General features: G+C 74.6%; 14 protein-coding genes. 6 read left to right on the forward strand and 8 right to left on the reverse strand.

Translation table 11 applies throughout. The features are described from left to right. Window positions 1-314: 314 nt before the first annotated feature. Window positions 315-1,007, reverse strand: coding sequence for a transglycosylase SLT domain-containing protein (locus ACF1BH_RS23165; protein WP_391645074.1), 693 nt, complete (start codon window positions 1,005-1,007; stop codon window positions 315-317). A 523-nt stretch (window positions 1,008-1,530) separates the two neighbouring features. On the opposite strand from ACF1BH_RS23165, the gene ACF1BH_RS23170 reads away from it, so the two are divergent. Next, the gene (locus ACF1BH_RS23170; RefSeq protein WP_391645076.1) at window positions 1,531-1,722 is read left to right on the forward strand and encodes a hypothetical protein; all 192 of its coding nucleotides are present in this window, start codon (window positions 1,531-1,533) and stop codon (window positions 1,720-1,722) included. 129 nt (window positions 1,723-1,851) lie between these two features. Here the strand turns inward: ACF1BH_RS23170 and ACF1BH_RS23175 are convergent, their stop codons facing one another. The 6 genes from ACF1BH_RS23175 to ACF1BH_RS23200 all read right to left on the reverse strand — a co-directional run bounded on the left by ACF1BH_RS23175 (window position 1,852) and on the right by ACF1BH_RS23200 (window position 6,863). Continuing rightward, the gene (locus ACF1BH_RS23175) at window positions 1,852-2,505 is read right to left on the reverse strand and encodes a transglycosylase SLT domain-containing protein (protein ID WP_391645078.1); all 654 of its coding nucleotides are present in this window, start codon (window positions 2,503-2,505) and stop codon (window positions 1,852-1,854) included. Window positions 2,506-2,882: 377 nt separating this feature from the next. Then, window positions 2,883-3,614, reverse strand: coding sequence for an HAD family hydrolase (locus ACF1BH_RS23180; protein WP_391645080.1), 732 nt, complete (start codon window positions 3,612-3,614; stop codon window positions 2,883-2,885). A 76-nt stretch (window positions 3,615-3,690) separates the two neighbouring features. Further along, on the reverse strand, window positions 3,691-4,593 hold the full coding sequence (locus ACF1BH_RS23185; protein ID WP_391645082.1) for an alpha/beta fold hydrolase: 903 nt from the start codon (window positions 4,591-4,593) through the stop codon (window positions 3,691-3,693). Between the two features lie 39 nt (window positions 4,594-4,632). Next, window positions 4,633-5,871 carry a beta-ketoacyl-[acyl-carrier-protein] synthase family protein gene (locus ACF1BH_RS23190; RefSeq protein ID WP_391645084.1) on the reverse strand — a complete coding sequence of 413 codons (1,239 nt, stop codon included), beginning with the start codon at window positions 5,869-5,871 and terminating at the stop codon, window positions 4,633-4,635. Further along, window positions 5,868-6,101, reverse strand: coding sequence for an acyl carrier protein (locus ACF1BH_RS23195; RefSeq protein ID WP_030280985.1), 234 nt, complete (start codon window positions 6,099-6,101; stop codon window positions 5,868-5,870). The genes ACF1BH_RS23190 and ACF1BH_RS23195 overlap by 4 nt, the downstream gene beginning before the upstream one ends. A 282-nt stretch (window positions 6,102-6,383) precedes the next feature. Then, on the reverse strand, window positions 6,384-6,863 hold the full coding sequence (locus ACF1BH_RS23200; protein ID WP_391645086.1) for a MarR family winged helix-turn-helix transcriptional regulator: 480 nt from the start codon (window positions 6,861-6,863) through the stop codon (window positions 6,384-6,386). 119 nt (window positions 6,864-6,982) lie between these two features. Here ACF1BH_RS23200 and ACF1BH_RS23205 point away from each other — a divergent pair, with 119 nt between their 5' ends. After that, window positions 6,983-7,393: an organic hydroperoxide resistance protein gene (locus ACF1BH_RS23205; protein WP_391645088.1), complete on the forward strand. Its 411-nt coding sequence runs from the start codon at window positions 6,983-6,985 to the stop codon at window positions 7,391-7,393. A gap of 45 nt (window positions 7,394-7,438) precedes the next feature. Here ACF1BH_RS23205 and ACF1BH_RS23210 read toward each other — a convergent pair whose 3' ends face one another. Then, window positions 7,439-9,514: a prolyl oligopeptidase family serine peptidase gene (locus ACF1BH_RS23210; protein ID WP_391645090.1), complete on the reverse strand. Its 2,076-nt coding sequence runs from the start codon at window positions 9,512-9,514 to the stop codon at window positions 7,439-7,441. Between the two features lie 220 nt (window positions 9,515-9,734). Between ACF1BH_RS23210 and ACF1BH_RS23215 the strand changes: the two genes are divergently transcribed. From ACF1BH_RS23215 to ACF1BH_RS23230, 4 genes are all read left to right on the forward strand, one after another. Then, the gene (locus ACF1BH_RS23215; RefSeq protein WP_391645092.1) at window positions 9,735-10,733 is read left to right on the forward strand and encodes a winged helix-turn-helix domain-containing protein; all 999 of its coding nucleotides are present in this window, start codon (window positions 9,735-9,737) and stop codon (window positions 10,731-10,733) included. A gap of 187 nt (window positions 10,734-10,920) precedes the next feature. After that, window positions 10,921-11,142 carry an acyl-CoA carboxylase subunit epsilon gene (locus ACF1BH_RS23220; RefSeq protein WP_391645094.1) on the forward strand — a complete coding sequence of 74 codons (222 nt, stop codon included), beginning with the start codon at window positions 10,921-10,923 and terminating at the stop codon, window positions 11,140-11,142. 162 nt (window positions 11,143-11,304) lie between these two features. After that, window positions 11,305-12,936: an APC family permease gene (locus tag ACF1BH_RS23225; RefSeq protein ID WP_391645096.1), complete on the forward strand. Its 1,632-nt coding sequence runs from the start codon at window positions 11,305-11,307 to the stop codon at window positions 12,934-12,936. A 161-nt stretch (window positions 12,937-13,097) separates the two neighbouring features. Continuing rightward, window positions 13,098-13,934 carry a PP2C family protein-serine/threonine phosphatase gene (locus ACF1BH_RS23230; RefSeq protein ID WP_391645098.1) on the forward strand — a complete coding sequence of 279 codons (837 nt, stop codon included), beginning with the start codon at window positions 13,098-13,100 and terminating at the stop codon, window positions 13,932-13,934. Window positions 13,935-13,963: the final 29 nt, after the last annotated feature.

The raw sequence follows: 13,963 nt of genomic DNA on the forward strand, positions 1-13,963 counted from the left end.
ATCGGCAGATGTGAAAGACGGAACATATCGGCCGATAAGAAGACGTATACGCTAATCCGTACGCGCCGAAGACCAGATGGCCCGTCAGTCCGCCATTCAGCCGGTCGGTCTCACCCGATCGGACGTCCCTGACGGCGTGTCGCCGCACTTCGGGCACCTTGGTGTGCAAACGCCGCAGCGGGCCCCGGTGAACGGGGCCCGCTGCGGGGCTGCGGACGAGGCGCACGCGCCAGTCGCCCCGGTCCGCGGTCTCGGGGGCGCACGGTCCGGCGTGGTGCCGGAGCGCGTGCCCGTCAGCGCGGTGTCACTCCGTGTCAGTAGGCGGAGTTGACGTTGTCGATGGAGCCGTAGCGGTGGGCGGCGTAGTTGGCTGCGGCGGTGATGTTGGCGACGGGGTCGGTGAGCTTATGGGGGGTGCCCTTGACGTGGTAGGTGTCGAAGGTGGGCTGGATCACCTGGAGGAGGCCCTTGGAGGGGATGCCGTTGATGGCGTTGATGTCCCAGTCGTTGACGGCGTTGGGGTTGCCGGAGGACTCGCGCATGATGTTGCGGTGGAGTCCTTCGTAGGAGCCGGGTATGCCCTTGTTCTTCATGATGTCGAGGGACTGGCGGATCCAGCCGTCGAGGTTGTTCGCATACGACTTCGGCGCGGCCTTGGGGGCGGCCTTCGGGGCGAGGGACGCGCGCTCCATGGAGCGGTTGGCGGCCTCGTGGGCGGCCCGGTCCTGCTTCGCCACCGCGGTGACCTTCAGGCCGTCGGCCACCGACGCGGAGACGTCCGCGGTCTTGGCCTCGGCGGTCGTCGCCTCGCCGGTCACCAGCTTCGGCATGCCGTTGGCGCTCACGGGCTTGACCGCGGCCGGGGCGTGCGCGGCGGCGGGCTGGGCGTTGCTCGGCGTCGCGGTGGCGGTCAGGGCGCCGGTGGCGCCCGCGGCGGCCAGCACGGCGACGGCGACCTTCTGGGTGCGGGTGACGCGGGCATTGCGGAGCAGGGTGAAACGGGACATGCGGTGGTGACCTCTTCCGGGTGCGGGACGCGGGGGAGCGGCCTGTGGCGGCGCGTGGAACCGAGGGTCAGGCCGCGCTCGCTCACCTGGCGGGAGGAGTCCGTCGGCACGTTCTCGGTGCTTACGGGATTCATGGTTAGCGCTGTCCCGTAGCGGTGGCAATGATGTGACGTACTACCCCTCGTAGTGAGATGGGGCGATATGTCCGATGTTGCAGGCTTTTTATCCCGTGCTGTGGCGGTGTCGGCAGGACTACCGGACCTCGTAGGTGACGTGCGTCCTGTGCCCGGCATCACCTGGCGCCCCCTTCAGGGGGGCCGTGCGTATGGCCCGGGTCACGCCCGGAGCGGGCCCGGATCCGGGGGTGTGCGGCCCCGTCGTCCCGTGGCGCGGACGGGTGGAGCGCCCGTTGCGGCACAGTCGGTGGGCCGTTCGCCGCAGCGCCCGGACTGTCGCGGCGGCCGGGGCGCGCGGCTCGCCGAGACTGGGCCCGTCCGAGCCCTCGCACCGTAAGGAAGCGTCTATGTTCCGTCGTCTGACCGTCCTGGTCGCCGCTCTCTGCGCCGCAGGCGCCCTGGTCGCCGGTCCGGCCGTCGCGGCACCCGCCGACGACCACGACCTCACCCCGAAGGAGAAAGCCGGCCTGGAGGTCGTCGGCCAGGTCGTCGGGGCCCTCCTCGGCCTCGGACCGCTGGGTGGCGGCGCCGTCCGGTAGGTGTCCGCGCACGACGACGAGGGCCCTGGCCGCGGGAGGCGGACAGGGCCCTCGTCTGTGGTCACGGCCGGCCGGAGGCCGGTCGCCCGATGCTGTCGCCGTCAGGGGTGACGGCCGTCATGTTCCGGCTCAGTAGGCGGAGTTGACGTTGTCGATGGAGCCGTAGCGGTGGGCGGCGTAGTTGGCTGCGGCGGTGATGTTGGCGACGGGGTCGGTGAGCTTATGGGGGGTGCCCTTGACGTGGTAGGTGTCGAAGGTGGGCTGGATCACCTGGAGGAGGCCCTTGGAGGGGATGCCGTTGATGGCGTTGATGTCCCAGTTGTTGACGGCGTTGGGGTTGCCGGAGGACTCGCGCATGATGTTGCGGTGGAGCCCTTCGTAGGAGCCGGGTATGCCCTTGTTCTTCATGATGTCGAGGGACTGGCGGATCCAGCCGTCGAGGTTGTTCGCATACGACTTCGGGGCCTGACGCTCGGCGGAGCGGTTGGCGGCCTGCTTGGCGGCGTGGCCCTGCTTCTCGACGGCGGTGACCTTCAGGTGACCCGCGGCCGACACCGTGGCGGAGGCGGTCTCGGCGCTCTTGCCGGCGCCGGTCTTCGGCATGCCGTTGGCGCTCACGGGCTTGACCGCGGCCGGGGCGTGCGCGGAGGTGGCGGGCGCCGCCTGGCTCGGGGCGGCCGTCACGGCCAGGGCGGTAGTGGCACCGGCGGCGGCCAGCACGGCGGTGGCGACCTTCTGGGTGCGGGTGACGCGGACGTTGCGGAGCAGGGCGAAACGGGACATGCGGTGGTGACCTCTTCTCAGGGGCTGGTGCGGAATGCGGCCTTCGGCGGCGCGGGAACCGAGGGTCTGGCCGCGCTCACTCACCAGGGCGAGGAGTTCACCGGCACGTTCTCGGCGCTTGCTGGATCCATGGTTAGCGCGGCCCTGAATCGGTGGCAATGATGTGACGTACTACCGTGCATAGTGAGATGAGGGTAAATGTCCGCAATCATCCGCGTTTTCCTATGTCGCCACGGGATCCGGCGCGACTAAGCGCCCTCGTACGTGACGTACGCCCTGTGCCTGCCCTCACTCCGCGGCGACCGAAAAGCGGCGCGCGAGACGGCGCGGAAGAGCGCCGAAGTGGCCTGCGCCACAAGGAAGGAGAGGGGCGCGGCTCAGCCGGCCGGGCCCGGCGTCACCAGGCGCAGTACCGCGTCCAGCCCGCGGACACCGCCCGGCGCCGCACCGCTCGGCAGGACGTAGGAGCGCAGCCCGGCGAGGGCGCCACCGCCGTCCTTGGCGGGGTGGTCGCCGACCATCAGCGCCTGTGCGGGGGCCAGCCCGAGCAGCGCGCAGGCGTGGTGGAAGAGGGCCGGATCGGGCTTCTCGGTGCGGTGCTCGAAGGAGTGCACCCAGGCCCCGACGTACTCCGCGAGCCCGTGGTGGGCGAAGGTCGGCCGCAGATCCCAGCCCACATCGCTCACCACCCCGACCGCGATCCCGCGCGCCGCCAGCGCCGCGAGGGTCCGCGCACTGTCCGCGTACGGCAGCCAGTGCGCGGGCGTCCGCAGCTGCTCGTACAGCGCCTCCGCGTACGGAGCGAGCGCGGGCACCGACGCGTACCAGGTGGTGAAGGCGTGCCGGTGGGCCCGGGCGGAGGTGTCGCGGGCGTGCTGCGCGGCGCGCACCCCGGGATCGGTCAGCCCCGTCGCCAGGGCGGTCAGCCAGGCGTCCACCGTGGCGTCGTCCACGGCACAGGGGACGGCCGCCCGGATGCGGTCGGCGTACGGCGCGATCTGGAAGAGGGTCCCGGAGAAGTCGAACAGCACCCCGGCTACCGGCACCGGCGGCCGCGCCGTCACGGCGCGGATCGGGCCTTCGGGTCCGTACTCCGGGGGAGAAACCATGGGCCCTTCCTACCGGGTACGGGGCCGGTGGCGGGCGCGTTCGGCGGAATCCGCCCGGCGCCGGCCCCGCACCGGCTCAGACGTACGCCGCCGCACCGTCCGTCGGCTCGCCGTCGCGGGCGACCGGCGCCAGCGCCGGGGCCGAGGAGAGCGGACGGTCGGTGAAGAAGCGGGCGACGAGGTCGGCGACGGCCTGCGGGCGCTCCAGGACGACCCAGTGGTCGGCGTCCGGGATCACCAGGAAACGGCTGCCGTCGAGGGTGGCGGCGAACCGCCGCTGCCGGGCCGGGGTGGTCACGGTGTCGTGGGCGCCGCTGAACACCAGGGTCGGCACGCCGCTGAGCCCGCCGGAGAAGTCCGGGCGGTCGGTCACCGCCCGGACCAGCGAGTCGAGCGCGTGCGGGGAGGTGCGGGCCGCCTGCAGCATCGACCGTCGGACATAGCGGTAGGCCAGCCGCCGCCGGGTCACGTACCGCCCCTCGTCCAGGCAGAGCAGACCGTCCGTGGCGAGCGTCGCGAAGGTGTCCACCGCCCCGCGCCGCAGCTCTTCGGCGGCCCGCTCCCAGTGGGCGCACTGCTCGTCGCTGATGTGGGACGGGACCCCGCCCAGCGCCAGCCGGGCGATACGGTCCGGGAAGCGCCGGGCGCAGCCGAAGGCGAGGCCGGCGCCGTAGGAGAAGCCGAAGAGGTTGACCCGCGCCAGCCCGAGGTCGTCGAGGATGTGCTCGATCGCCCGGCACAGCAGCTCGGTGCTCGGGCCCGGCGGCAGCGGTTCGGCGGTGCCCATCCCGGGCAGATCGGCGGTGATCACGCCGGCCACGGGCGTCAGCCGTTCTTCCATCTGCGGCCACCCGAACATGCCTTGCAGGGCACCGCCCAGCACCATGACGGGTTCGGTGACGCCGTCCGGCCGGTGCAGCAGCCGGTACGCGTAGGACACCCCGCCCACCGACAGTGAGCGGATCGTTTCCTCGGACATGACGGTTCCTTCTCGGGAGATCCGCGGGGGCGGCGCGCGTCAGGCGCGGGTCAGGACGAGTGCGGCGTTGTGGCCGCCGAAGCCGAGCGACGTCTTGGCCGCCCAGTCGAAGGGCGCGGGCCGGGCCGCGCCGCGCACGATCTCCAGGGGGATCCGGGGATCGGGCGTGTCCAGATTGGCGGTCGGCGGGACCAGCTGGGACTCCAGCGCGAGGACGGTGAGCGCGGTCTCGATGCCGCCCGCCGCCCCCAGAGTGTGCCCGGTCATCGCCTTGGTGGAGGTGACCAGTGCGTCCTCGCCCAGGACCCGGCGGAGCATCGCCGCCTCGATCCGGTCGTTGACGACGGTGGAGGTGCCGTGCGCGTTGACATGGCCGATGTCCCGCGGGCCGACCCCGGCGTCCGCGAGCGCGGTACGCAGGGCACGCTCGACGCCGCGGCCCTCGGGGTCGGGGGCGACCGCGGCGTAGGCGTCGCTGGAGGCGCCGTACCCCGCGACATGGGCACGGACCGTCGCCCCGCGGGCGCGGGCGTGCTCGGGGCGCTCCAGGACGAGGAGTCCGGCGCCCTCGCCGATGACGAAACCGTCGCGGTCGGCGTCGAACGGGCGGCAGGCGGCAGCCGGATCGTCGCGGCGGGTGGAGACGGCCTTCATCTGGCAGGCGCTGGCGACCAGCAGCCGGGAGCAGACCGATTCGGCGCCGCCCGCGACGGCGATGTCACAGGCGCCCGCGCGCAGCAGCTGATGGGCGGTGCCCAGCGCGACGGTCCCCGACGAGCAGGCGGTGGCCACGCCCAGGCTGGGGCCCTGTGCGCCGAGGTCCATCGCGACGCTGCTGGCCGCGCTGTTGACGACGGCGAGCGGCGCGAGCTTGGGGGAGACCCGGCGGGCGCCGCGCTCCAGCAGCGCGGTGTGCTGCTCGTCGTAGAACGGCAGCCCGCCGTGGGCCGAGCCGATGACGACGGCGACACGGGTGCCGTCCCAGCTCCCGGCGTCGAGGCCGGCGTCGGCCATCGCCTCCCGGGCCGCGATCACCGCGAGCTGCGCGAAGCGGTCCATCAGCCGCTGGGTGGCGACGCCCAGCACCTCGGTGGTGTCGAGACCGTCGACGCCGTAGGTGAAGTCGCAGGGCAGATCGGTGAGTTCGGGGCGGTGGCGGACGCCGACCGGGGTCGTCCCGCCGGTGACGGTGTGCCAGGTGGCCTTGGCTCCGACGCCCGCGGCGGTGATCAGCCCCACGCCCGTCACGGCCGCGGCGAACGGCGTGCGGGCCGTCACGCGGCGACTTTGCCGTCGACGGCCGCCACCAGCGCTCCCACGGTGTCCCGGGAGGTGAGCGCGACCTCGTCGAGATCGACGTCGAGGCGGTCCTCGATGAGCAACCGCAGCTCCTCCAGGGCGAGCGAGTCCATCCGCAGATGCTGCAGCGAGGTCTCGGCGCTGACGTCGACCGGATCGACCCCGAATCGCTGGACCAGCAGGGTGTTGACGACTTCTGCCGCGTTCACGTGGCACTCCTCCGCATTCGTAGGCGCTGTTGCCAACCGCGTCCTGGCGGGGCTCGCCGGCGGCTCCGGCTGGTTCGGCGGCACCCTTTATACGTCTTCGTCCGGAAAACTCCCCAACGCCGTTCGCTCGATGGGGTGAGGGGCGACGCAGGGGGCGCACGCGCGGTGCGCGCCCCTGCCCGCACGGCGCGGAAGGCACTCGCCCCGTCTAACGGCGCAGGGTGACGGGAGGGTACGGGGCGCGGCCGGATCGGGATGCGCGCGGCGGCCCGGCCGGGCGGCTCAGGTCTCGTCGAGGGTCCGGGTCACCCGGCTCAACAGGGCGCGCAGCGTGCGCAGTTCCGCCAGCTCCAGGCCGGTGGCGGCGAGCATCCGGCGGGGCACCGGCAGCGCCCGCTCGCGCAGCGCGGCGCCGGCGTCGGTGAGGTGGACGCCGACCGACCGTTCGTCCTCCGCGCTGCGCACCCGGCGCACCAGACCGGCGGCCTCCAGGCGCTTGAGGAGCGGGGAGAGGGTGCCGGAGTCGAGGCGCAGCCGCTCGCCGATGGACTTGACGGGGAGCGGGCCGTCCTCCCACAGCACGAGCATCACCAGGTACTGCGGATAGGTCAGCCCGAGGTCCTTGAGCGCGTCCCGGTAGACCGCGCCGAAGGCGCGCGAAGCGGCGTGCAGCGAGAAACAGACCTGGTGGTCGAGGCGGAGCAGCTCGGCGTCGGTGAGCGGGGAGTCGGGGGAGCCGGAGGGGCTGGGGGAGGCGGCCATGCCCCCAGGTTAGCCGTCGAGGCATTGAATCGCGGGACATTGAGTTGTGTGCAATTTAGTTGTGTGTCATTGTTCTCTCCGGTGGCCGGGACGCGGCCGCCGGAACCGGAGGGACACCCATGGACGCGCTCTACACCGCCGCCGCCACCGCCAACGGCCGGGACGGCCGCGCCGTCAGCTCCGACGGCCGGCTCGACCTCGCGCTGGCCATGCCGCCCGCGCTCGGCGGCAGCGGCGAGGGCACCAACCCCGAGCAGCTCTTCGCCGCCGGGTACGCCGCCTGCTTCGCCAGTGCGATGGCGCAGGTCGGACGGCAGCTGAAGGTCGACACCGCGGAGGTGTCGGTCACCGCCGAGGTCTCGATCGGCAAGGACGACACCGGCTTCGGCCTCGCCGTCGTGATGCGCGTCGAGCTGCCGGACGCCCTCGCGGGCGCCGCCGGCCGGGAACTCGTCGAGGCCACCCACCGGTTCTGCCCGTACTCCAAGGCCACCCGCGGCAACATCGACGTCGAGCTGGTCATCGAGTGAGACCGGGGGCGGGCGGCACTCTCGCCCGCCCCCCGTCGGCGGCCGTTACGAGACGGCCGCACTGTCCTCGCGCCCCAGGTGCCGCCAGAGGAAGTCGACCTGATGGCGCAGCAGATTCGTGAAGAGCACCGGATCGGTCGGGGCGTGCGCCGTGCCGGGCAGCGGCAGTACCTCGTGCGGGCGTCCGGCGGCCAGCAGGGCGGCGGAGAGCCGCAGCGTGTGGGCGGCGTGGACGTTGTCGTCCGCCAGCCCGTGCATCAGCAGCAACGGGCGGGTCAGCCCCGCGGCCTCCCGGGTCAGGGCGCAGGCGTCGTACCTCTCGGGGTGCGTGTCCGGATGCCCGAGGAACCGCTCCCGCCAGTGGGTGTCGTACAGCCGCGGATCGTAGGGGCCCGCGCCCGCGACCGCCGCGTGGAAGAGGTCGGGGCGCCGCACCACCGCCGCCACGGCGAGCATCCCGGAGAACGACCAGCCGCGGACCGCGACCCGGCCCGGATCCAGCTCCGGGAACCGCCCCAGCACCTCCGTCAGCGCCGCCGCCTGATCCTCCAGCGCCGCCGACACGACGTCGCCGTACACCGTGCGCTCCCAGTCCGGGGAGCGGCCCGGCGTGCCGCGGCCGTCGGTCACCAGCACCGCGAACCCCTGCTCGGCGAACCACTGTGAGACGAACATGAGCGGCGCCTGGGCGGCGGTCACCCGCTGGAGCGCCGGGCCCGCGTACGGATCGACCAGCACCGGCAGCCGCCCACCGCCCGGCCGGTACCACGACGGCAGCAGCAACCGGCTGTGCAGCCCACGCCCCGTCACCGTCAGCCGCCGCTCGCACAGTGCCAGCACCGGCCGCTCGGCGTACGAGGCCACCGGCAGGTCCGGGCGCCCGGCGCGCGCCACCACCGCGGTGGCGCCGGGCCGGTGCGGCGCCCGGGCGACCCGGAGCAGCGTGGGCCCGCCCCGCACCCCGGTGTGCACGCCCGGGGCGGTGGTCAGCGGCCGGGCGCCGCCCTCCGGACACCAGGACCACAGCGCCTGCCCGACCACGTCCGCGGACGCCGTGAACAGCACCCCCTCGCCGCCGACCCCGAGCACCTCCCGCAGCTGGAGCCCGTCGGGGGTGACGGCCGTACCGCCGACGGTCAACTGCCGTGTGCCGTCGGCCCCCTCGGTGTCCCGGTGCGCCACCAGCGCGCCGGACGCGGTGCGCGCCGGGGTGCCCGGCACCAGCGTCACCCAGCACGGATCGCGCTGCTCGGCCAGGAGCGCCGGCCGCCCGTCGGCCGGGTCCACCGCGTACGTCCGCAGCCGCCGCTGGTCCCGGCTCTGCACCGCGGCGAACGGGCCGTGGGCGTCCCAGCCCGCCGCCGTCAGATACGGGAACCCGGCCCGGTCCCAGGCCACTTCGGTACGGGCGCCCCCGTCGGCCGGTACCAGCCACAGCGTCACCTCCGCGTTCGCGGTGCCCGCCGCCGGGTAGCGGACCGCGCGCGGCGGCGTCGCCGGATGCGCCGGATCGGCGACGTACCAGCGGGCGACGGCGCTCTCGTCGACCCGTGCCACCAGGAGACGGGAGCCGTCCGGCGCCCACCAGTAGCCCCGGTCGCGGCCCATCGAGGCGGCCGCCGCGTACTCGGCAGCGCCGTAGCGGACGTCCGGCCCGTCGGGCGCGGCGATCTCGCGGGCCCCGGTGCCGTCCGCGCCGATCACCCGCAGGGCGCCGTCCGCGAGATAGGCGATGCGGCGGCCCGTCGGATCGGGCCGCGGATCGGCCGGGCGCCCGGCCACCGGCAGCGCGCGCACCCGGCCCGTCGCCACCTCCACCGCCCACAGCGCCCCGCCGCACAGACAGGCGGCGAGCGTGCCCGCCGCGTCGGTGGCGTACGCCGTGACGCCGTCGCCCGACGGGCCCGCGCCGTGCGCCGGATCGGCCGGGTCGAAGAGCAGCCGTTCGCGGCCCGAGGCGGTGTCCAGCGCCCACAGGCGGTGCACCGGATCGTCGCCCGAGGCGCTGCGCAGGAACAGGACGGTGGCGCCGTCGGGGGAGACGGTGAACCGGTCGGGGGCGCCCAGCGTGAAGCGGCGGGTGCGCAGGAACTGGTGCGGAAGACTCTCGGGAGGCTGCATGGCGGACAGGGTGGAGCGCCCCGGCCCCGGCGTCCTACTGTTTCGTCCCGATACGAAAGGTGAGCGGGGCGGGTGGCGGCTCCGGTACGCCGGTGACCCGGGCGGTCAGGGGCCGAGCGCATCGGGCGGCGACCGCCCGGCCCGGGCCGGAACGCGGCCCCGCCCCGGACCGGGCGGCGGCGCACGCGATCGGCCGGTGGCGGACGGGGAGGAGCACCGCATGGGGGAGTGGCTGGTCGACGCCGAGGTGCTGGCGCGGAGCCGGTTCGTGCTCTCACCGCTGATCGAGACGGTCGCCACGCTGCGGACGCTGACCACGCACCCGGCCCCCGTCCGGCGCGGCGGGCGCCCGTCGCCCGCGGAGGCGTTCCGCGCGCGGCTCACCGCCGATCCGTTCGTCCGGGCCTGGGCGGCGGCCGGGGTCGGGGTGCACTGGACGCCCGACTTCCTCACCCGGCCGCCGCGCCACGACACCCCCACGTTCGCCGGGGAGCTGGCCCGGGTCCGCGCCACCCCCGCCCGCGAGGCCCGTGCCGACCTCGCCGCGGCCTGCGGTGGACGGCTGCCCCGCGCGCTGGACGTCCCGGACCCGGCGGGCCGCGCCGCCGACCTGCTCGACCGGGTGTGGCAGGGCGTCGTCCGACCCGACTGGCCGCGCCGCAGCCGGGTGCTGGAGGCCGACGTCATCGGGCGGGCGCACCGGCTGAGCCGGCACGGCTGGGCCGCCGCCGTCGCCGATCTCGGCCCGCGCACCCGCTGGCTCGGCAACGGCCGCCTCCGCATCAACGGCGCCGACCGCCCCTCCCGCGACCTCACCGGTGCCGACCTCCTCTTCGTCCCCGTCGGCGGGCCGAACGGCTGGGTGGCGTGGGAGCTGCCCGACAGCTACGCGATGATCTACCCGGCGTCCGGCACGGCCCTCGCGGACGGACCGGGCACCGGCCCCGACGGACCGCCGCCCGTCCCGGACCCGCTCGCCCGCCTCCTCGGCACCAACCGCGCCACCCTCCTCACCCTCCTCGCCCCGCCCAGGAGCACCAGCCAGCTCGCCGCCCTGACCGGTCTCGGCCTGGGCTCCGTCGGTGGCCATCTGAAGGTCCTCCGCGACGCCGGGCTGGTGAGCCGCCGCCGGGCCGGGGCCTCGGTCCTCTACCGCCGCACCCCGGCCGCCGATGCGCTCCTGGGCGCCGGGGGCACGCCGCGCACGGCCGACGGCTGACCGCTCCGCGGCCCGCGCCGTGTCCGTCCGCGCGCCTCGCCCGATCGGTCCACACGGGCGCGACACTCCCCGCCGGCGCTCCTAGGGTCGGCCGTGTGACCGCGCCGACCAGCTCCGGAGCCCCGGCCCCGCCGGCCCGCCCGCCACGGGCCGCCCGGCCGGGGCCCCGTACCCGCGGGGCGCTGCCGTGACCGCCCCGCCGGACGCGCCGCGCGACATCGGCCTGCGCATCGAGGGCGGGGTCGCCGAACCGGAGGAGCTGGCGGCGATCACCGTGATCCTCTACGCCCGCCTCGCCGTCGCCGTCACCGCCGACGGCACCGACTGGGTGGTGCCCCCGGACGACTCCGAGTGCCACCGGCACCCGCCGCGCTCCGCCTGCTGGTCCGGCTGCTGGTGCTGCGGCTGACCCGCCGCCCCGGAAGAAAAACCGCATCCGCTGACGAACCCGTCGCGCCCGGCGTCCCGTTCACCCGACAACCGGAGAAAACCGGCCGGTGACCGGCAGAATCCCCACCGGGCCCCGTGAGCGCGGCGCCGTACAGCCGGAAGCGGAGCGGGAGGCCGGAACGTGGCGGAGCATCAGGTGACGGGCGGGGAGCCGGGAACACCGGCGGCGGTGGCGCAGGAGCGGAGGCTCCGCCGGGATCTGGGATTCTGGGGCCTGACCGCGATCGGTTTCTCCAACATCGTCGGCTCCGGCTGGCTCTTCGCCGCCCTCTACGCCGCGCAGACCGCGGGGCCGGCCTCCCTGCTCTCCTGGATCGGCGCCGGTCTGCTCTGCGCGCTGGTCGCCCTCGTCATGATCGAACTGGGTGCTTCCCGGCCCGAGGGCGGCGGCACCGTCCGCTGGCCGCTGCACGCCGGCGGTCCGCTCGTGGGCACCCTCGTCGGCTGGTCGGTGCTGCTGTCCGTCGGCGGCACCGCGGCCGAGATCAGCGCCATCATGCAGTACGCCGCGCACTATCTGCCCGACCTCTACAACGGACGGACGCTCTCCGCCTCCGGCGTCGCGCTCGCCGCCGGGCTCAGCGTGGTGCTGACCGCGCTGAACTGGTTCGCGGTGCGGCTGTTCGCCCGGCTCAACAACCTCGTCTCGGTCTTCAAGATCGTGGTCCCGGTGGTCACCGTGGCCGCCCTCATCGCCTCCGGCTGGCACTCCGGCCGCCTCAGCGACCACGGTGGCTTCGCCCCGTACGGCTACGCCGCCTGCCTGACCGCCCTCGCCGGCGGCGGCATCGTGTACTCCGTCAACGGCTTCCAGGCGCCGCTGGACTTCTCCGGTGAGACCCGCAACCCGCGCCGCACCCTGCCCGCCGCCGTCCTCGCCGGGATCGGGCTGGCGGTGCTGATGTACCTCGCGCTCCAGGTGGCGTTCCTGTTCACCGTCCCCGAGTCGCTGCTCGGCGGCGGCTGGCACGGCGTCTCCTTCGAATCGCCCTTCGGCCAGCTCGCCCTCATCCTCAATCTGCACTGGCTCTCCAGCCTGCTCTACGCCGATGCCGTCCTCTCACCCGGCGGCTCCGCGTACGTCGGCGTCGCCCTCGACGCCCGCCACACCTACGCGCTCGCCAAGAACGGCACCATCCCGCGCTACTTCATGAAGGTGGACGCCCGCTCCGGCGTGCCGCGCCGCGCCCTGGTCGTCAACCTCGCGGTGATCGTCCTCTTCCTGCTGCCGATCGGCGGCTGGCAACAGATCGTCAGCGTGATGGGGGACATGTACCTGCTGATCTACGCGGCGTCGGCGGTGGCCGCCGCCGTCTTCCGCGCCGACCCGGGCACCGTCACCGCCGGCTGGATCCCGGGTCTGCGCTGGCTCGCGCCGGTGAGCTTCGTGGTGGCGAGCGAGTTCGTCTACTGGTCGGGCTGGGCGGCGCTGCGGCTGGCGCTCCCGATGGTCCTCGGCGGACTGCTGCTCTTCCTCCTCATGCGGCGCCCCGGCACCGCCCCCACCCCCGGTGAACTGCCCCGCCGCCCGCTCGCCGCCGAACTGCGCACCGGCGCCTGGCTGGTGTGCTACCTCCTCGCCCTGACCGTCCTCTCCCGGCTCGGCTCCTTCGGCGGCACCGGCCTGCTGCCCGCCCCGTACGACTCCCTCACCGTTGCCGCCGTGGCCCTCGCGCTGTTCTTCTGGGCGGTACGGTCCGGGGTCCGGTACCTCGCGGTGGTCCCGGCGCCGGCTCCGGTGGCGGCGGAGTGAGGGCACGGGCACCGCGCCCACCAGGCGAAACCGCCCGTACCGGCCTATCCTGACGGGAGCTTGTGCGTCGGCCCGTCCGGTCGGCGACGGCAACAGGAGGCGGCCACGACACGCCGCGCGTGCCTCCCGCGGCGGACACCCACCGCACCACGGAGGCGGCCATGTTCCGGCGGCGTCCCGCGCGGGAGTTGAGCGCCGACGATCTGCTGACGACGCTCGGCCGGCTCACCGCCCAGGCCCGGGCCGGCGCCGAACTCCAGCGTGCCCGGGTCGAACTGGCGGAGGCGCTCCAGCGGGAGATGCTCCCGGCCGCCCTGCCCGGCGTCCCCGGGGTGCGGGCCGCCGCCGCGTACGCCCCGGCGCGCAACGGTCTGGACATCGGCGGCGACTGGTACGACGGGTTCCCGCTGCCCGGCGGCCGGCTGGCGTTCTGCATCGGCGACGTCCAGGGCCATGACGTCGAGGCGGCGGCGTTCATGGGGCAGATCCGCATGGGGCTGCGCGCCGTGGCGGGCGGCGGCGCCGACCCGGGCGTGGTCCTCGCCCGCGCCAACGAACTGCTGCTCTCCGTGGACAGCCCGCTCTTCGCCACCTGCACCTTCCTCACCTTCGACCCCGTGACCTGGGAGGTGGTCGCCGCCCGCGCCGGGCATCCGCCGGGTGTCTGGGCCACCGCCGACGGCCGGTGCGGTATCGCCGAGGAGACCGGCGGCGCGCCGCTGGGGGTGCTGCCCGGCGAGACGTACCCGGTCACGTACTGGCGGCTCGCCCCGCGCGGCGCGTTCGCGCTGCTGACCGATGGTGTGGTGGAAGGGCCGTCGTTCCCGATCGAGGCGGGGCTCGCGGAGGCGGCGAAGCGGGTGCGCGACTGCGCCCCGACCGGCGATCCGGCCGATGTCGCCGCGGCGGTGATGGATGTCGCGGAGTTCACCGGCCACACCGACGACGCCGCGGTCGTCGTCCTCTGCTACGACCGGGCGGACCGGGACAACGGGTGAACGCGGTGCCGCCGTCCGTGGCGGTGGCC

This window comes from Streptomyces sp. NPDC014733, assembly GCF_043083385.1.
GTDB lineage: Bacteria > Actinomycetota > Actinomycetes > Streptomycetales > Streptomycetaceae > Streptomyces.